The organism is Streptomyces sp. NBC_00775, assembly GCF_036347135.1.
GTDB classification, from domain to species: Bacteria; Actinomycetota; Actinomycetes; order Streptomycetales; family Streptomycetaceae; genus Streptomyces; species Streptomyces lutosisoli.
In genome coordinates, this window is the sequence record NZ_CP108938.1 from 7640615 (window position 1) to 7658435 (window position 17821).

Below are 17821 nucleotides of genomic sequence, written 5' to 3' on the forward strand. Positions count from 1 at the left end.
CACCTTGAAGGAGCCCTGCACCTCATGCCTCCCGGTAAGAAGAAGCCCGCCCCGCAAGGGGAGTTGTTCTCCGCGTCCACTCCCAAGGAGATCCAGGACATCCTTTGGAAGGCCGCCGACAAACTGCGCGGCTCCATGGACGCCGCCCAGTACAAGGAGTTCGTCCTCGGCCTGATCTTCCTCAAGTACATCTCGGACGCCTTCGACGAACGCCGCGAAGCCCTCGCCAAGGAGCTTGCGGACGAGGGCATCGAGGAGGAGCGCCAGGCCGAACTCCTCGAAGACAAAGACGAGTACACCGGGGAACACGTCTTCTGGGTCCCCGAGACCGCCCGATGGGGCTGGATCGCGGCGAACGCAAAGGCCAAGGGCGTCGGCCTCCTCCTGAACGAGGCCATGGACGCGATCATGCGCGAGAACGCCTCGCTCACTGGCGTCCTCCCTAAGATCTTCAACAGCGACAACGTCGATCAGAAGCGCCTGGCTGAACTCGTCGACCTGATCAGCGACGCCCGCTTCGGCGGCAGCGGCGACAAGCCCGCCCAGGACGTGCTCGGCGAGGTGTACGAGTACTTCCTCGGCAATTTCGCCCGCGCAGAGGGCAAGCGCGGCGGCGAGTTCTACACACCGCGGTCCGTCGTCCAACTCTTGGTGGAGGTCCTGGAGCCGTACGAGGGTCGGGTGTACGACCCGGCGTGCGGTTCGGGCGGCATGTTCGTCCAGGCCGGCAAGTTCATCGAGGCGCACCGGGGCCGCGACCACAAGTCCGACATCGCGGTTTACGGCCAGGAACTCAACGAACGCACCTGGCGCCTGGCCAAGATGAACCTCGCCATCCACGGCATCGACGGCAACCTCGCCGCCCGCTGGGGCGACACTTTCGCCGAGGACAAGCACCCGGACCTCAAGGCCGATTACGTCATGGCCAACCCGCCCTTCAACATCAAGGACTGGGCGCGCAAGGAGTCCGACCCGCGCTGGAAGTACGGCGTCCCCCCGAGGAACAACGCCAACTACGCCTGGCTCCAGCACATCGTCGGCAAGCTCGGCGAGAGCGGCTCGGCTGGCGTAGTCCTTGCCAACGGCTCGATGAGCAGCCAGCAGAGCGGTGAGGGTGAGATCCGCAAGGCGCTGGTCGAGGCGGACCTTGTGGCGTGCATGGTGGCGCTGCCGTCGCAGTTGTTCCGGACGACACAGATTCCGGCCTGCTTGTGGTTCCTGTCGCGCAACAAGTCGCCACAGGGCGCGAAGCGCCTGGACGACCGGCGTGGGGAGATCCTCTTCATCGACGCGCGTGCGATGGGCGAGATGGTCGACCGCACGGAGCGTGTGCTGACGGAGGCCGATCTCGCGAAGATCGCTGGCGCTTATCACGCGTGGCGGGGGACGAAGTCGGCGCGGGAGGAGGGGCTTTCGTACGCGGATGAGCCCGGGTTCTGCTTCACCGCTGATCTGAAGACGGTGCGGGAGCACGGGTATGTGCTGACGCCGGGGCGGTACGTGGGGGCCGTCGAGGCGGAGGAAGAGGATGCGGAGGAGGTCGCGGAGAAGATCGCGCGGCTGACGGGGGAGCTGTATGAGCTCTTTGATAAGTCCGATGAGCTGGCGAAGACGGTTCGCGAGCAGCTGGGGGCACTTGATGGCTGAATATCGCACCACCAGCACTTTTCAGGATCTAATGGGTCGCGGGGTATTGGAAATTGGCGATGGATACCGCGCCAAGAACTCAGAACTTGGCGGATCCGGGCACGTATTTATGCGGGCAGGACGGCTGAGCTCTCAAGGTTGGGATTGGGAAGGGGCTGACCAGTTCCATGTCCACCTGGAAGACAAGGTCAGGAGCAAGATGTCCCACCCTGGGGACACGGTCATTACGACCAAAGGGAACAGTACTGGGCGCACCGGGTACGTCTCGGGTGATATGCAGTCGTTTGTCTATTCTCCGCATCTGAGCTACTGGCGTTCTCTCGATGCGGGCCAGTTGGATGCCCGGTACTTGTGCTACTGGGCTCTCGGTCCGGAGTTCATTGAACAGCTGACGTCAATGGCTCACGGCACGGATATGGCTCCGTACTTGAGTCTTGGCGACCAAAAGCGCTTGCATGTTACACTCCCTGACATTTTCGAGCAGCGGGCGGTCGGTGCCGTGCTCGGGGCGCTGGATGACAAGATCGCCGTCAACGGGCGCATCGCGGCCACGTACGAAGTGTTGCTCCAGGTGAGGTTCGCCGAGTTGGGGATGGCTGACGAGCCTGACGATGCGCGGGCCATTCCTCTGACGGATCTGATCACCTTCAATCCCAAGCTGGGAAAACCCAGTGAGGAAGAGCCCGTTTATGTCGACATGGCAGCACTCCAGACGAACCGGGCGGGCATTCCTTCCTGGAGTCGACGCGTTCCGAAGTCTGGGCCGCGATTCATGAACGGCGACACCCTTCTGGCGCGCATTACTCCATGCCTGGAGAACGGCAAGACCGGCTACGTCGACTTTATGAGCGACGAGGAGATCGGGCTCGGATCCACTGAATTCATCGTGATGCGCTCTCGGCCGGGAGTCCCCAGTGAGTTGAGCTACTTCATGGCACGTGATGCGCGATTCCGGGCTCACACCATTCGCAACATGGCTGGCACATCGGGGCGCCAGCGCGTCAGTGCGGCAGATGCTTCCAACTACCTGGTGAACGAGCCCGACCCGACTGCGCTTGGAGATTTTGGGCAGCAGGCATCGTCGGCCTTCGCGCACATGAAATCTCTGGAGGGCGAGTCCCGCACCCTCGCCACCCTCCGCGACACCCTCCTCCCCCAACTCATGTCCGGCCGGCTCCGCGTCAAGGACGCCGAGAAGATCGTGGAGGACCAGGTATGACGAACGACGGTCACGACAACCGCGGCGACGGCACGTACGACTCCCACACCGCCGAGAACCTCCCGAGCGGCAACTACCGCCCCCTGGAAGTCGACTGGGAGCATCTCGCCCTTGACGAGCTCGTCGAGCTCGACTGGCCGAAGGCCGAGGGCAATGAACTCGCCCCCGGTTCCGGCCACCGCGCCTCCTGGGACGACCTCGTCCTCTACACCGATCTCCGCGACGCGATCGAGCGACTGAACCCCGACCTGCCCCCGGACGCCGTCCGCGACGCCCTCGCCACCGCCGCAACCCCCGCCTCGCAGGACGCGTACGAGGAGAACCGGACCGCGCACGGTTTCCTGACCGCTGGCATCCGCTCCGTCACGTACACCGACTCCTTCGGCGCGGAACACAATCCCACCGTCCGCGTCATCGACCTCACCGACCCCGACGCGAACACCTACCGTGCCGTCCGCCAGGTCATCGTGATCGATGGTGAGAAGAACCGCCGCTTCGATCTCGTCCTGTACATCAACGGCCTCCCCCTCGCCGTGATCGAACTGAAGCGCGCCGGCGACGAGAGCGCCACCCTCGAAAGCGCGCACGCGCAGATCAGCCGGTACGTGGAGGAGTTCCCGACGGCGTTCCGCTACAACGCGCTGGTGTTGCTGTCCGATGGGATAACCGCCAAGTACGGCACCCCGTTCACGCCGTACGAGCACTTCGCCCCGTGGAACACCGACGAGTTCGGCGCCCGCGTGGATCCTCTCCGGGGCGAGGGCATCGTCGACTCGGCTCAGAATCTCGCCCTGCACGGCCTGTTCACCCAGCCGCGATTCCTCTCCCTGATCGGCAGCTTCATCAACTTCGTACCGTCGAAGAAGACGAAGCGCATCGCCAAACCGCACCAGTACTTCGCCGTCACCCGCGCCGCCGACAAGGTACGGCAGGCCGCGGCCAGCGACGGTAAGGCGGGCGTGGTCTGGCACACGCAGGGCTCGGGCAAGTCCGAGGAGATGGTGCTCACTAGCAACCTCGTCTCCAGAGACCCGGCCCTGCACAACCCGACCATCGTCGTGATCACAGACCGGAACGACCTCGACGACCAGCTGTATGGCACCTTCCTGGAGAGCGAGGTGCTGCCGGAGAAGCCCCAGCAGGTCCTCACCCGCGCCCAGTTGCGCGAGGAGCTCGCCGCCAAGCGCACCGGCGGCATCCTCTTCACGACTCTGCAAAAGTTCGGCAAGACCAAGGAGGAGAAGGAGTCGGGCACCGATCACCCGCTGCTCTCCGACCGCCGCAACATCATCGTCATCGTCGACGAGGCCCACCGCAGCCACTACGACAACCTCGACGGCTACGCCCGCCACCTGCGCGACGCACTTCCGCACGCGACCCTGCTCGCGTTCACCGGAACCCCGATCTCCGAGTCCGACCGCGATACCCGTGAGGTCTTCGGCGACTACATCGACGTATACGACCTGAAGCGGGCCGCCGACGACGGCGCGACCGTGAAGGTCTACCACGAGAGCCGAGTGGTGCAGCTTGTCCTCGACCGGGACGTCGACCCGACGTCCATCGACGAGGAAGCCGACCGGATCACCGACGGTCTCGATGACTCCGAGCGCTCCCGCATCGAGCAGGCCGTGGCCACCATGAACGCCTTGTACGGTGCCCCGGCCCGGATACGGGATCTCACCCGGGACCTGGTCGAGCATTGGGAGGCGCGGCGCACCCGGATGCAGCCGTTCGTCGGCGTCTCCGAGAGCGGTGGTGCGCCAGGCAAGGCGATGATCGTGTGTGCCACCCGTGACATCTGTGCCCAGGTCTACGACGAGCTGCGCACGCTGCGTCCCGAGTGGCACAGCGACGACATCGACAAAGGCGCGATGAAGATCGTGTTCTCGTTCAACAGCCGTCAGGACAAGGACCACCTCAAGCCTCACGCCCTGCGCGACAGCCAGCGCAAGGCCGTCATCAACCGGGCCAAGGACCCCGACGACGAGCTGGAGCTGCTCATCGTCCACAGCATGCTCCTGACCGGATTTGACGCACCGCCGATCCACACCATGTACCTGGACCGGCCCCTGAAGGGGGCCAACCTGATGCAGGCCCTCGCCCGCGTCAACCGCCGCTACCGGATGAAGGAGGACGGCCTCCTCGTCGGCTACGCCCCGCTCACCGAGAACCTGCAGCGGGCCATCGCCGAGTACTCGGAGTCCGATCAGAAGGACCGCACCCTCGGCCAGGACATCGACCGGGCCCTGGAGGAACTGCGAAACGAGTACAACATCCTCGACGAGATGCTCCACGGCTGGGACTGGCGGGAGCGGCTCGCCCGGCCCACCCGGACGGCGTTCATCGACGCCGCTCTGGGCACCGCGAACTACCTACGCAGTCCGCAGACTCCGGGCAACAACCCCGAGGAACTCGACAACCCGGAGGAGACACTCGCCCGCCGCTTCCGTAACCACGCACATCGCCTTGAACGCTTTTTCGCGCTCGCCGGCTCGTCGGCGGACATCGGAGCGTGCTTCGAGGATCAGCCGTACTGGAAGCGGGACATCCAGTTCTTCGTCGAGGTCCGGGCGTACATGGCGAAGCTGGACGCCATGGAACGCGAGGCGCGGGGTCTGCCGATTTCTCGCGACGTACAGCTGTACCTCTCCCAGTTGACTTCCGCGGTCGTCGAGACGGGAGGTGTGACGGACCTCTTCGCCGAAGCCGGCCTGGAGACCGCAGACTTGACCTACCTCAACGACGCGCTCGTCGCCAAGCTGCAGAGCAGCGAGACCCCGCACCTGGCTGCGGAGGCCTTGCGCCGCCTCGTCGAGCAGAAGATGCGCGAGGTCACCCGGCACAACATCGTCCGTCAGACGGCGTTCTCCGACCGCCTGCAGGAGCTGATGGTGCGTTACATGCGTCAGCAGCTCACCAGCGCCGAAATCATCGCCAAGCTGGTCGAGATGGCCAAAGAGATCGCGAACGACGCCAGGCGAGGCGAACAGTTCACGCCTGCCCTCGACAACAACGAACTCGCCTTCTACGACGCCGTGGCTGACCTCGGCAGCGCCCGCGAGCTCATGGGCGACGAGACCCTCGCGGAGATCGCCCGCGAACTCGTCGTGCAGATCCGACAGCAGCTCAAGCCGGACTGGATATCTCGTGAACCCGTCCGCGCCAAGCTCCGCACCACGATCAAGCGTCTTCTCGCCCGCCGTGGCTACCCGCCGAAGCAGGCCCCGGCAGCCATCGAGCTTGTGCTGAAGCAGATGGAACACTTCGCCAACGAGTGGTCCACGGAAGGCACCGCCGCACGCTGACCGACCGCCGGTCCAGGGCCTCTCATTCAGGAGAGGCCCTGGACCGGCTGCCACGCCTACACCTCGGAGAACGCGACCTCGCGGGCGAGCCCGCCGTAGGGCGCGAGCAGGCCGGTCTTCTTGTCCGCCCAGAACACGAGGGCTCCCGCCCGGTTCGCGAACTCCTCCGCGGGTCGTGTCATGCCCCCCGTTCGTAGCAGCACCATCAGCCGCTTTTTCGCGATGGAGGCATCCGCATACAGGTGTTTGACATCTGCGAGACCAAGCGCCTTGGGACGCGCCGTCGAGGCGATGGACAAGGTCTCCGACGTCAGGGATGCGGATTCGGCGTCGCCCTCGATGGCCACGTCCGCGAAGCCCAGAGCGAGCAGTTCCCTCATGGTGACCTGCAGCGCCTGCTGTGGACTCAGCGAGTCGCTTCGGTCGCGGTCTGCCGCTATGCGCGGCCGATCTCCTTTACGCGGGGGCGAGTTGACCACGTTCTCGGGTGGTCCGTCCCATACCGCGGCCTCGATGACCTGATGGAGCCTGCCGAGGACTTGGTCATCCTTGGTATAGCCGGGAAGGCTCCCGGCCTCCTTGCCCAGGAGCCAGTGGAGGTCGATGCGCCACTGCACATCCAGTTCCGGGTCGTGCACGTCCGCGAGCCAGCCGATCTCCTTCTTCCGGGAGATCCGCACCGAGTGGTGTCCGACCCTGAACTCCAGGAAGTCCCCCTCGTGCTCTCGAAAGGGGAACGCCTCGACACCGTCCACCGTCTGCGTCGTACGGATCCGATTCCCGGACACGACGAGCCGGACGTCGAATGAACTCTCCGCCAGCGCGTCAGCCAGCCTGATGATCGACGCCTGCCCGTCCGGCTCGTCCCATCGCCACGGACTCGCCTCTACACGCTGTTCCTCGAACGCCCGGACACGCTCCCGGACTGCGTCGGCCAGCACTTCGGGGCTGGTCACGGCGTCCCATATTCGAGGCAGGCCCTCGTCATCGGGACCGACGATCAACCAGAAGGGATAGAAGTCGTGCGGGCGGGCGAAACGCGTCAGCCACAGCAAGACTCTGCGGTCGCCAGAAAGCCGGACGGAGAGCATCGCCGGCAGCGAACTCAACGGCGAATGCATCTCGATCCGGTCGCTCAACTCGGGATGCCGTGCGTGCAGCGCCGCCCCGGCACGTTGGTACGCGAGGAGATGTCCCATTCCTGAAGACTCGCTGCTCCACGGATACCGTTGCAGATCCATCTGTCAATCCCCTCGCAGCGTGGAGACGATCTATGCGGCCAGTCCCTCGGCGAGGGTGGCTCGGTAGTCACGTTCGTAGTCGATCGGGCTCTTGAACCCGCACACGCTGTGTAGCCGCCTGGCGTCGTAGAAGTCGGTGATCCAGGTGGCAATTTTGATGCGGGCCTCGGTGCGGGTGCGGAAGTTGTGCGGTGGACGTATTCGACTTTGAGGACGCTGTTTAGGCGGAAGGCTGGGGGTTTTCGGAGGGCGACGGCAGGGGGTCGACCACGAAGGTCCCCAGCCCGACCTCGCCCCGCGTCCAGCCCTCTTCCCGCACATGCCGCATGGCCTTCGCCGCTGTCGCGTTCACCACGCCGAACTCCTGGGCGATTTCCAGAGTGGAGGGCACGCGGCTGCCCGGCGGGTACGTGCCCTCCTTGATCCGCCGGATGATTTCCGCCGCAATCTGCCGCCATAGCGGGCGTGTGCGATCTAGCTCCATGGGCTCAGCGTGGGTGACCATGGCATTCTGCGCATCCGTGGTTATCTGCAGTTATCCGCGATATCTTGGGTTCCAGACACAGAACGGCCCCGACGGGAAGCGGCTACTTCCTCACCGGGGCCTGAGCCGACTGACAAGGAGTCGACCTATGCGCAGCCTACTGGCCGCGGTCCTGAGCCTCTTCCTGCCTGCCCGCGGAGCGCACCGTGCCACTGGAAGGCCACCGTCCCTCAGCTCCAATCCGCCTACTCCCGCGCACCAGCCCGCCCCTACCGCCCGGCGAACGCGGGCGTACCCCGCGGACATCGTCCTCGCTGATGGCCTCCCCTCCGTCCGGCCCTACCTCGGCGTATGGGAACGCGAGCGGGACGAACAAGACCACAGGCGTCTCCAGCGGGACCGGCGCCGAGCAGTCGTCCTCGCGACCCTGGGCCAGGACTACATCCCGGCGGAGGTCGCATGAGTGCGAGGCGTTTCCGCAGCGTCGGTGTCGATCCGGCCACCGGTAAGGAGGCGTTTGTGGTCGCGCAGCCGGGCGGTTTCCTCGAGGAACTGGCCGATGCGCACGCCCTCAAGGCCGCCGCTGTCCTGGTGGCGGTCGTTGGTGCCGTACTTGAGGGAGGCGAGGCGTCGGACGTCGAACTCGCCGCCTTCGTACCGTCGTTGCACGCGGCGCTCGAAGAGTGCGTCGGGATCATGGTGGCTGACAGAACGTAGCGGCGTATAAGCGTCCTGCCGTGGCGTCGGTGGTCGGGTGCGATCTTGTCGGCGAAGGCCCAAGGCCTCGCGGAGCCAAGGTCGCACCCGGCATTCGCCATACCGCTACGGCGGCCACCGCACCCGTGTAGCGATGGCGAGCCATGCCACTCCACAGGCCTGTGAGTGAAGAACGCTGGGAAGCTCCCCGTGACGGCCTCTTTACCAACCGACGACGGGTACGGCCTGGTCCGGTTCGTCCAACCAAAGACACTGCCCGCCTGAGTCAACGGTGAGACCGAACCGCTCGCGCCCCGGCCGGCCCTTGCCGCGCCACCAGGCATGCGCGGCCTCCACCGTGTCCCACAGCTTGCGTGGGCCGGTCTGCCGGCACGGGCGCCGAACGGGATCACGGGGGCTGTTGCTGTGGTCACGGAGTCCTCCGGAGCGTCGGGGGCGGTCTGTGATCTCTGCCGGGGGAGGCGACGCTGGCCACTAGGGCGCCTCTCATTGCCTGTTGCCTTCGAGGTGGAGAAGAGCCTGAGTTGTACGTGCCAGGTTGAGCAGGTACTGCCACGCGGTGAACGGGGTGGTGTCCGATGCCGGAGGCGCATCGAGAAGCCGGACAGCGCACCGCCGCATGACGCGTACGGCCTCCCGTTGTTCCCCGTCCGTCGCGTCGAGTAGAGCGCGCAGCACGCCGGACACGATCTCGGTGTGCCGTCCGCTGTCCGCCACATCGGGAACCGCCAGCCGGGGAGCCGTGACAGCGCGGACCTCGGCGAGGACGGCAGTCCGGTCGAGGGGCGGGGCGGTCTTCAGCGCTTCGGCTGACTCCGTCACGCCAACGACCGTACGGACGGCGGGAATTGCATCTCAAGGGGCTTGCTGCGTCAGGCGGCGAAAAGTACCTCGGGCAGAGCTGAGAGTCCCTGAGAAGTCCCTGGAGCGGAGGGGCGCAACGCCCTTTCGAGGATCCTTGCCGGCCGGAGTGACGGGCGTCAGTTCGTGGTGACCAGCTCGTCGAGTAGCTGCTCCAACAGATTGTTGTCACCGAGGAAGCTCTTCACCGAGGCGTCCTCGTTGCGTTGAGGGTCCATGCCCGACCAGTTCAGGGCGTATCCCGCGTCGGCGCTGAGTTGGGCAAGGAACGCCCGCTGGGCACGGCCGTTGCCCTCGCGGAACGGGTGGAGGACGTTCAGGTCGCCGTACAACGTGGCCAGTTGGATGACGAATGCCTGCCGGTGGAGATTCTGCAGGTGACCGGAGGAGGCGAGACGACCGAAGACCTCTCCGGCGTAGGGCACCAGGTTTCTCGCCGGACAGAACGGTGTGCGCTTGGCGATGTTCACCGTGCGTAACTCGCCTGCCCACGTATAGATGTCACCGAAGATCGCGGCATGGAACGCTTGGAGATGGCCGAGGTCGTACGCGCCGGGTAGGGGGCGTTCGGCGAGCATGACGAGGCGCGCCCGGGTGATGTCCGCCTCCGCTGCCGCGAGCAGCTGATGGTCGGTGATGCCGAGCTTGTTGCGCAGCACGCCGTTGGGCATGGCGTACGGATCGTTCACCCTGCCCGCCGCTCCGGAGTCTGTCGGTGGCGGGCGATCGCGCGGGCGACAAGGGTGTCCACGTCGAGGTCGCCCTTCACGTACGCCTCGGTGTCGCGGTCGGAGGCCTTGGAGGCCTGGAGCCCCTCGGCCTCGATGGAGCCGGTGGCCGAGGCGACGGCCGCACGTCGTGCCGCTCGGCCGCTCAGCGCCTCGAAGGCCTCGACGGACAGGAGGACGCCCTGGGGCTTGCGGTGGGCGCCGATCAGGACCGGGTCGGCATCCGCGCCGGACTCCGACAGGTCAGTCAAGATCCGCGACAGTCTCGCGCGCGCGTCGCTGACGGTCACGACCTCAGGAATCTCCATGCTGTCACCGTACCCATATAGAGGCTTGATTCTGTACAGATTCTAGTACGGATTCCGGTGAGTGTCCCGCCCCGGGCGGCTTGGAGGTATTCCCCACTCGTCATGTCGGCGGTGTCGTCCGCCTAGGTGGCCACCAGAACCGGTCTCTCTGAGAACGGCGAAGCCCCCGTCCGGAACGCTCCGGCGCGGGGCGCCTCCTTACGTAGCCATCAAGGTAGCCATGGAAACGCCCGACCTGCACGTTTGTGCAGTTCATAGCGTTGCGGTGATTCTTCCCGGCGTATAGCCCGACTCGTCTGCCGTTCCCGCTCTGCTCTGGACTCATGGTCTTGGGTGGAGCCTGCGCCGGTGAATGATCCTTTCCTCCTCGTCACGGTCAGCCTGGTGAAGCTCGCAGGTGACGAGCAAGGTCAGTCGATTGGTCAACTAGTCTGGTTGGGAGCGCGGGCTCTTGGGGTGCAAGCGCCGCTCTGCTCGCTCGTTGATGCGGCCGAGTTATCAGGCCGGGGGGTGTCGCTTCAGCCGTGTCTGTGGGTTATGCCGTTTGTGTGGCTGAAGTTTCGGATTGGCCAGTCTGTCTGGTGGGGCAGGATTCAGCGGCTGGACCGGCGACGGTGGTTGCCCGTCGAGATCATCCATCCCGGGCAGCATTTCCTCGTTGGTGTTCGCCTGCCTCGGCGCTTTCGTGTAGGCCGGAGGTTGAAGTACTCCGCGGCGGGTCAATTCGGCAACTTCGATCAGCGGTCCGTTCAGGACACGTTCCAATAGCAACGCCTGTAAAGGCTCCAAATTCGTGAGATTCTGAAGTACCTTGAGAATCTCGATGAGTTCGCTGCTCCATCGCGGCGTCCAGCGCTCACTGCGGATCCAGTCTAAATCGCTGATGTTGCGCCCCTTGGGTTTGCCGCAGCGTGCAGCGAACCAGCTGTCCAGTATTTTTCGGCCACCCACGTCGTAGTGACGCATACGTTCACTGACGCCCAGGAAGACTCCCTTGCCGACCAGCAGCGCCTGACGTTCGGAATCATGGGCAAGAGAGTGGGGAAGATCCGATGGATCGACGCGGACCGCGTATGTGATGGGATCCGTTGTGCTGTCACCGGTCCCGCTTCCTCCGCTGTTGAAACGTTCATCGAAGGTCGATACCCGGATGAGTTCGTACCCGATTTGCGTGGCGTCGAGCCACAACTGGCGATCAGCTGTGATCGGGATTCTAACACCCGGCGAATTCAGTTCTTTGCTGAATTGCTGAGTGAAGGCGGGGTGTGCAGTGACACCGGCTACGTAGGCAGCCAAGTCATCCGCTGAAACCGCGGATAGGCCGTACGCATTCGCTAGGTGCTCCAGTAGGCCGGGGGCGATATTGGGCGAGCCGTCTGGATGTCGCAACGGTAGTACTCTGCCGCCGTCATTGTTGAAGCAATGCATGTCTGGGATCAAAGCAGAGAAGATTACGGCTGGGCCTGATTTTATCGGTCGGCTGTGCTGTTCGACGAGGAACAGTTGGTCATCGCGATCTGCGTCCCAAAGGCCTGGTCGAGGGTAATCGATGACGCGGCTGTCGGGTATGACCCACTGTCGGTCAAAGCTCCGATGGAGAATCTGCTTCAGGGGCGGACAGTCTCCACGTTCAGCTATGAGTGGTCGTCCAGGTTGACCCGGCAGACGATGGGGAGCTGTACTTCCTATTTTTCGATCGCGGGATTCGCTGAAGAGTATCCGCTTCTCTTGCGGGTCAGGTTCGTGAATCAGCCTGCTCCAGCGCAGCTGCAATGTCTCCTCATCGACTCCGTAGACCCAGGTTCGCTTCGTCTGCATACCTTGCCGCGACCAGGGCATAATATCGCCCAGCGCGGGAAAATCAGCCCATCGGGTTGACGGGGCTGGCGTGAAAGGATCATGTGCCTCAGGATGGCATGACTGCCATCCTGTGCCACCGATGTGCAGGTTGGCCAGCTGGCCTTGCTTTTCTTCCCGGGTTCCAGTCACTGCTGAGTAGTGCACAGGTGCGAGGGTGTGCGGGTCTGAGTCATGTTTGCGGACGAACAGAGCTATTGCCAGCTCCTGTTGCACTCCGGGAAAGAACCTGGTTCGGGTCGGGGGCTGCTTGCCCTCCGGGGTCAGGTCGATGATCCAACCCTCTGAACAAGTCGAGCGCAGATATTCCCGCATCCCCTTGAAGCCGGGCCCTCGAAGGAAACCGGCGGTGGTGACGAAGCAGACTATTCCCCGGTGATGTGCTGGGCGGTGTTGTTCGAAGACCTTGTACGTCGCCCAGCGCCAGAAGTACACGTAGAGGTTCTTGAGCTTCTTCTCGTAGACGCCGTTGGCACCCCGCAGCCGGAAGCGGTCCAGTAATGGCGGACCGTGGCCCACGGACCCCTTCTCGATCCAGCCTCCTTCACCTTGAGCATCCTCGCGATCGGGCGGGTTTCCGATTACAACCGTTACCTGCTCATTCTTCTTGATATGGTTCGCCGCTTCGGTCTCCCTCCGTAGAACATCGGCTCCAGCACCACCAAACAACGTGGGGCGATCCCAGGGATCTGCGAGGGTGTCATTGAGGTGTAGGCGCAGATCATTCAATTGGGTGTGGGAGTCATGGGCGCGCAAGGTTTGAGAGATGCGCATCTGTGCCACAGCGTAGGCGGCCATCTGTTTTTCGAAGCCTATGAGTCGCTGTGCGAGTTCCTCGATAGATTCGGATCGAAATCCGCTATTTCCGCCGGCGGATCGGCGCTCGGCGACGAGGTCGATAATCGAGCTGAGGAATGTACCCGTACCCATTGCTGGATCGATGATCGTAACTCGGGAATCAGCGAATCCTTCGGAGCAGTCCAGTCCCAGGCGTAGCACCTCATCGACAAGCCGCACCATCTCTTTTACCAGGGCGGCTGGTGTATAGTAAGTACCCGAAGCCTTACGAAGTTCGGGGTCGTACTCCTGCAGGAAGTGTTCATAGAGAATTACATGAGCATCCGGCTCGCGTTCAAGGATGGCGTCCCAGTCCACCGCATTGACTACTCGCACCAGTACATCGAGGCTGTTCTTGAACTGCTGGCCCACATGGTCGGTGAGGATCTGAAGCGCCTTTCCCATCACCGTGTGATCGGCGCCCAGTAAATCGCCGACCTCGTGCAAGCTTTGATCGGTCAGGGATATATCGTCGGCCCGTGCAAGGAGCAGTGCGAAAGTAACGGTCTGCGCGTATCGATCAGAGAAAGCAGTTTTATGGTCTCGCTCGTCGGTGTGAGGGAAGAGGAAATGTTCCCACGTCTGCGCCAGCTCCGTGAACGGGCGTCCTGGCCCCCGTCGACCTCCGCCGGCGCTGCCGACTCGCTCTTCCTCCCTGAGTCGGTCATGGACTTCAGCCCGTAAGAGCCCGCACAATGGCGCTATGGTGGTGACCAGTTGACGCACCGTGGTCAGTGGGCTGGGCTGCCAGAAAAGGAAGTCGCGGAGCATACGCTCGAATGCGGCAGCTGTGGCGCCGGGGGCCCGCAATCGGCGTCCGGCTCGATATATATCGCCTTCCAAGTGGACGATGTTTCCCTGTTGTTGGCCGTTCTGATAAAGAAACCAAGTTTGCCCGTTGGTGTAGATGACGTTCGGAAGGCGAGACATGGCTTCCCATTGTTTTCTGTCTCTTCCGCGCAAACCGCCTGGACTTATGTCCCTCTTCCTGGGGCTCTTCAACTCTACATAGCCAAAGGTGCGTTGTTTGTTCTCGCCGAGACTGGCGGCAAAATCTGGACGAATGCCCAGGTCTGTCAGGCGAGCCTCAGGGTGGAGGCGTAGGCGGAGCCCCATTTCCTCGGCTGCCGTGCCGAGCAGTTTTTCCACCGCGCTGCGGATGCCGGCCTCGTGCTCGCCCACTCCCAGGATCTGCTTGCATTGTGCTCCGAAATCGGCGACAACCCGCTCGATCCAAGTGCCAACCCCCATGTCCGCCCCCCGAGAAAGCCTGCGGGGTTGCCCGGGCGCAGCGTGTGCGGCTCTCCGGAGGCACACCCACATGTATCGCGTTGATCATGCTGGCGTCGTACGAACTGTGGCCCCGGAAGCCTGCCCAAGGTAGGTCGAGGTCAACCGTTCAGGAGTGCAGTAAGGACTGAAATCCGGCGGAATCGGCTCGACGATCAGTCCTGTGGATCCACTGAACGCAGCAGCTCGAGCAGTCTCTGTGCGGGAGTCAGCCGGTTGTCGGTGATGTGCACGGCTTTCGCCCCACAGGATGTCAGCTCAGCTCAGACGCCGTTTTGACGAATCGTGCAGCCGTCCCCGGCGTATAGCCCGACTCGTCTGCTTTTACGGCCCTGGCCTGGGCGGATGCTCGGGGCAGGGCCGTTTGGGGTTGGGGGCTCGGCTGACCTGGCGCGTCCTCGCTGTTGGTTGGAGGTGGCACCCGGCAGGCCAACATGGTCGGGCACCACCGTGGTCTGGTCTGAACTCAATTCTTTCGCTCTCCGAGCGCCGCCCGCAGCCAGTCCAGCGACCCCGTGTCCAGCACCGCATCAGCGAGCGCCCGCCCCGTCTTGGTGGCGATCCGCCCCCGGCTGTTGTCGATCCACCGCTGAGCATTTGTGTAGCCCTGGTCCCGGTACTCGATGCCCTGGATCATGCACTCCAACTTGTCGGCATCCCGCGCGCAGATGGCCTCCGGGGAGTCCTTGGCCTCGTACTCGGCGACCAGGTCGCGTACGGCTTCGGCCAGGAGCTCTGGCATGCCGGCCACTTGGTCGGCGGTGATGTCGCGGGGGTCGGCCTCTCCGCCGGTGTACTTCTTGCCGAGGTGGTTGATGTCGCCGGTGCGGGTCTCCTGGGAGTCGTGCCAGACGGCGAGGAACGCGGCCCGGGCCGGGTCGGCGCCCTCCAGCTTTGCGATGACCGTTGCGATGAGGGCGGTACGCCAGGAGTGCTCGGCGACTGACTCGGGGTTCTTCACGCCGGCCATCCACCATCCGGTGCGAGCGGTGTTCTTCAGCGTTCCCGCCTCGTACAGGAAACGGGCAACCGCCGTCAGGTCCTCGGACACCGTGGGGCTCCTCTCACGCCTCGGTGAGGCGGATCGCGTACCGCATGCTTTCCAACTCCCGTCGCCCGCGCGGCGAGAGCTCACGGCTATCCAACATCACGGGGAGCCGGTCGCGTAGGGCCCGGGCGGCCGCGCCGGATCGCAGCAGGTTGGGGCGGATCTGGAGCAGCGACCACAGGGAGTGGATGTTGAGGTCGACGTAGCCGTGGTGCGGCGCCAGGCCCTGGACGAGGTGCGACAGGAGCTTGTCGCCGGGCCACGGCCGGGGTGTGCGGTCGGCGATGAAGTCGTCCGACAGCTCCAGGTGCTGCATCTCGCCGACCCAGTATGCCCAGTAGTTCAGGTTGGCTGCCTCTCCGGTGTCGTCGTTCATGAGCGTGGTGTCAATGAAGTGGCTCATGCGGTCGCGGTCGCCCTGCCGGGCGGCGACGGCCGCGACGCTGCGGGCGTTGAGCCACAAGGTCAGCCAGTCGTTCGGCCGTTCGGTGCGCTGCTGGTGGGCGAGCCAGTCCGCTGCGTCTGTCTGGGTGTCGTAGCTGGAGAGGTAGAGGGCTTGGCGGCGTAATAAGAACTGTCCTTCGCCGCGGGCTTGCTCGGCGGTATGCCGCATGGTGGAGAAGAACACCGCACGTTCTGACTGGCTGAGCTGGGGGCCGGACGGGGCGGGGCCACGCCGGGGGCGCGGCGGCTGAGGCAGGTCCCGGATGGGTTGCGGCGGTACGCAGTTGAGCGGCCACGCCAGGACCTCGCCGAGTTCGCGCTGCATCACCATCGCGCCGAGCGGGCTCTCCTTCACCGCGGCGTCTTCGTCGAGCACGGTTCCAAGGAGGACGTCCGCCTCCAGAGCGCGCTCAAGCGCCTGTAGGAGCGCGGACGGGGTGTTCAGCTGCATGAGCCGGTGGCGGTGCATGAGCATCTGGCCGACCGGCACGGAGGTCAGCGGGCGGCGCCCTGTCTCCCACCCGGCGACGGTGTCCGGGGAGACGTTCAGGTGCTCGGCGAGCTCCTCCTGCGTGTAGCCCTGTTGTTCCCTGATGACGCGTAGGACGTACCCCGAGATGAGGCCTGAACGGGGCCGCCCTGGCGTTCCCGTACCGCTCGTCAGGGTTTGTCGTGAGCTTGGCCGCATGGGGTGTCCGTTCCCGGGGTTCGAGCGCAAACCACTTGTACTCACAGTCACTTCAGGCTGTGGCGCCGGATTTCTACCGTTGTAGCCATCCCTGATCGAGCCTAGTAGGGAGGCAGTTATTCATGGGACCCGTTACCCATGCACATGGCCCGAACGTGTCACCTGAGGTGGCGCGATGCCCAGTCGCGGAGGCTGAGCGGTGAGGAGAGAAGCCGGACGCATCACATCGGATCCAGAGGCCGGGATGGTGGTGCACACGCGTGCCGATGACGAGTTGGGCGTCACCGAGTGGCTCCTGCAGGCTGCCGACGATCCGGCGCGAGCGCGCGCCGAGTGGCAGACCATGGAGGTCGCCCTGCTGCGTTGCGGGGTTTGCTTCACGGCCATCCGAGTCCGGGCCGACGTCGTGTTCGCCGCCGCTCGCAGTGAGGAGTGCGCCCGAGTCGACGCGTACCTGGCCGCCGCATTGCACGGCGGCCCGGTATTCGTCGACCGGCAATCCGGCTGGTACTACTGCCTGGTCCCGGCCGGGACTTGCACCACCTGGCGGGTGCCGGACACGGCCTGTCTCGGTGTGGACAGCTACCTTGGCGTGCCGCACCCGAGCGTCGACTCAAGCCGATACCGGGCCCGATCCTCTTGGTCCGTGCCGCCGGACCGTCCCGAAGTCGTTTGCCAGGCCGATGCGGTCGCGCAGATGACCAACCTGGGCCGTTTCCTCCTGGCCGGCGCGGAGGAGACTGGCGATGCGTGACAGCCGACCGCTCGATTTCGACCTGCTCCGTCATGCCTGGACGGAAGCCTTGGCACTGACCAATGGACTGCCCGCCACCGTCCCAAGCCGGGCCGAGGTAGACAGGCTGACCGGCTATCTGCGTGGGGCCGTGGAACTGTTGGTCGCCGAGCTGGAAGCGGTGATCGAAGGGCAGCCGGAGGACACCAGCGACCGCGAGACCGCGCGCTGGCTCCTCATCCGCACCCGCAAGGCTCTCGACGAGGGGGCGGGCTCGAACCACCGCACGGGCGCTGTTCACGTCGAAGACCTCGCCCTGACCTGTCGGGCCTTGGTCACGCTGTGTCGTCGGCAGCTCTGCGAGCCCGTTCTGAGCGGTTAGCTCGCCGGAAGGCAGCCTGTCCGTCGTTGTGC

The 17821-nt window shown here is 64.5% G+C and carries 14 protein-coding genes; 6 read left to right on the forward strand and 8 right to left on the reverse strand.

Features of this window, described 5'->3' with window-relative positions; genetic code table 11:
• Nucleotides 1-24 precede the first annotated feature (24 nt).
• Genes OIC96_RS33990 through OIC96_RS34000 form a run of 3 tightly spaced genes read left to right on the forward strand, consistent with a single transcriptional unit; the run spans nt 25 to nt 6171 of the window.
• Nucleotides 25-1647: a class I SAM-dependent DNA methyltransferase gene (locus OIC96_RS33990; protein WP_330304189.1), complete on the forward strand. Its 1623-nt coding sequence runs from the start codon at nt 25-27 to the stop codon at nt 1645-1647.
• A complete protein-coding gene (locus OIC96_RS33995; protein WP_330304188.1) occupies nt 1640-2866 on the forward strand; it encodes a hypothetical protein in 1227 nt (408 codons plus the stop codon). Before OIC96_RS33990 ends, OIC96_RS33995 begins: the two co-directional genes overlap by 8 nt.
• Nucleotides 2863-6171, forward strand: a complete 3309-nt coding sequence (locus OIC96_RS34000; RefSeq protein WP_330304187.1) for a type I restriction endonuclease subunit R — start codon at nt 2863-2865, stop codon at nt 6169-6171. The genes OIC96_RS33995 and OIC96_RS34000 overlap by 4 nt, the downstream gene beginning before the upstream one ends.
• Before the next feature lie 56 nt (nt 6172-6227).
• On the opposite strand, the gene OIC96_RS34005 is transcribed toward OIC96_RS34000, so the two are convergent.
• Together OIC96_RS34005 and OIC96_RS34010 are read right to left on the reverse strand one after the other, a co-directional pair.
• Entirely contained in the window at nt 6228-7370 is a 1143-nt protein-coding gene (locus OIC96_RS34005; RefSeq protein WP_330304186.1) for a hypothetical protein, read from the reverse strand.
• A gap of 262 nt (nt 7371-7632) precedes the next feature.
• Nucleotides 7633-7896 carry a winged helix-turn-helix domain-containing protein gene (locus OIC96_RS34010; protein ID WP_330304185.1) on the reverse strand — a complete coding sequence of 88 codons (264 nt, stop codon included), beginning with the start codon at nt 7894-7896 and terminating at the stop codon, nt 7633-7635.
• 459 nt (nt 7897-8355) lie between these two features.
• On the opposite strand from OIC96_RS34010, the gene OIC96_RS34015 reads away from it, so the two are divergent.
• On the forward strand, nt 8356-8613 hold the full coding sequence (locus OIC96_RS34015; RefSeq protein ID WP_330304184.1) for a hypothetical protein: 258 nt from the start codon (nt 8356-8358) through the stop codon (nt 8611-8613).
• 486 nt (nt 8614-9099) lie between these two features.
• On the opposite strand, the gene OIC96_RS34020 is transcribed toward OIC96_RS34015, so the two are convergent.
• From OIC96_RS34020 to OIC96_RS34045, 6 genes are all read right to left on the reverse strand, one after another.
• Nucleotides 9100-9435 carry a hypothetical protein gene (locus OIC96_RS34020; RefSeq protein WP_330304183.1) on the reverse strand — a complete coding sequence of 112 codons (336 nt, stop codon included), beginning with the start codon at nt 9433-9435 and terminating at the stop codon, nt 9100-9102.
• A 158-nt stretch (nt 9436-9593) separates the two neighbouring features.
• Complete coding sequence (locus OIC96_RS34025) at nt 9594-10163, reverse strand: Fic/DOC family protein (RefSeq protein WP_330304182.1); 570 nt, start codon at nt 10161-10163, stop codon at nt 9594-9596.
• Nucleotides 10160-10510: a type II toxin-antitoxin system Phd/YefM family antitoxin gene (locus tag OIC96_RS34030; RefSeq protein WP_330304181.1), complete on the reverse strand. Its 351-nt coding sequence runs from the start codon at nt 10508-10510 to the stop codon at nt 10160-10162. The genes OIC96_RS34025 and OIC96_RS34030 overlap by 4 nt, the downstream gene beginning before the upstream one ends.
• A 498-nt stretch (nt 10511-11008) precedes the next feature.
• Entirely contained in the window at nt 11009-14455 is a 3447-nt protein-coding gene (locus tag OIC96_RS34035; protein WP_330304180.1) for a type ISP restriction/modification enzyme, read from the reverse strand.
• 505 nt (nt 14456-14960) lie between these two features.
• On the reverse strand, nt 14961-15545 hold the full coding sequence (locus OIC96_RS34040; RefSeq protein WP_330304179.1) for an HD domain-containing protein: 585 nt from the start codon (nt 15543-15545) through the stop codon (nt 14961-14963).
• Between the two features lie 13 nt (nt 15546-15558).
• Nucleotides 15559-16674 carry a helix-turn-helix domain-containing protein gene (locus OIC96_RS34045; RefSeq protein ID WP_330304178.1) on the reverse strand — a complete coding sequence of 372 codons (1116 nt, stop codon included), beginning with the start codon at nt 16672-16674 and terminating at the stop codon, nt 15559-15561.
• Nucleotides 16675-16918: 244 nt separating this feature from the next.
• Between OIC96_RS34045 and OIC96_RS34050 the strand changes: the two genes are divergently transcribed.
• Together OIC96_RS34050 and OIC96_RS34055 are read left to right on the forward strand one after the other, a co-directional pair.
• Nucleotides 16919-17428 (forward strand): hypothetical protein, encoded by a 510-nt coding sequence (locus tag OIC96_RS34050; RefSeq protein WP_330304177.1) that lies wholly within the window; start codon nt 16919-16921, stop codon nt 17426-17428.
• Nucleotides 17421-17789 (forward strand): DUF6415 family natural product biosynthesis protein, encoded by a 369-nt coding sequence (locus OIC96_RS34055; RefSeq protein WP_330304176.1) that lies wholly within the window; start codon nt 17421-17423, stop codon nt 17787-17789. The genes OIC96_RS34050 and OIC96_RS34055 overlap by 8 nt, the downstream gene beginning before the upstream one ends.
• Nucleotides 17790-17821 lie beyond the last annotated feature (32 nt).

What these genes read in the sequence shown, in the direction of transcription:
- OIC96_RS33990 (WP_330304189.1), top strand. Translation starts at nt 25, where the DNA reads ATGCCTCCCGGTAAGAAGAAGCCCGCCCCGCAAGGGGAGTTGTTCTCC.
- OIC96_RS33995 (WP_330304188.1), top strand. Translation starts at nt 1,640, where the DNA reads ATGGCTGAATATCGCACCACCAGCACTTTTCAGGATCTAATGGGTCGC.
- OIC96_RS34000 (WP_330304187.1), top strand. Translation starts at nt 2,863, where the DNA reads ATGACGAACGACGGTCACGACAACCGCGGCGACGGCACGTACGACTCC.
- OIC96_RS34005 (WP_330304186.1), bottom strand. Translation starts at nt 7,370, where the DNA reads ATGGGACATCTCCTCGCGTACCAACGTGCCGGGGCGGCGCTGCACGCA.
- OIC96_RS34010 (WP_330304185.1), bottom strand. Translation starts at nt 7,896, where the DNA reads ATGGAGCTAGATCGCACACGCCCGCTATGGCGGCAGATTGCGGCGGAA.
- OIC96_RS34015 (WP_330304184.1), top strand. Translation starts at nt 8,356, where the DNA reads ATGAGTGCGAGGCGTTTCCGCAGCGTCGGTGTCGATCCGGCCACCGGT.
- OIC96_RS34030 (WP_330304181.1), bottom strand. Translation starts at nt 10,510, where the DNA reads ATGGAGATTCCTGAGGTCGTGACCGTCAGCGACGCGCGCGCGAGACTG.
- OIC96_RS34035 (WP_330304180.1), bottom strand. Translation starts at nt 14,455, where the DNA reads ATGGGGGTTGGCACTTGGATCGAGCGGGTTGTCGCCGATTTCGGAGCA.
- OIC96_RS34045 (WP_330304178.1), bottom strand. Translation starts at nt 16,674, where the DNA reads ATGCGGCCAAGCTCACGACAAACCCTGACGAGCGGTACGGGAACGCCA.
- OIC96_RS34050 (WP_330304177.1), top strand. Translation starts at nt 16,919, where the DNA reads ATGGTGGTGCACACGCGTGCCGATGACGAGTTGGGCGTCACCGAGTGG.
- OIC96_RS34055 (WP_330304176.1), top strand. Translation starts at nt 17,421, where the DNA reads ATGCGTGACAGCCGACCGCTCGATTTCGACCTGCTCCGTCATGCCTGG.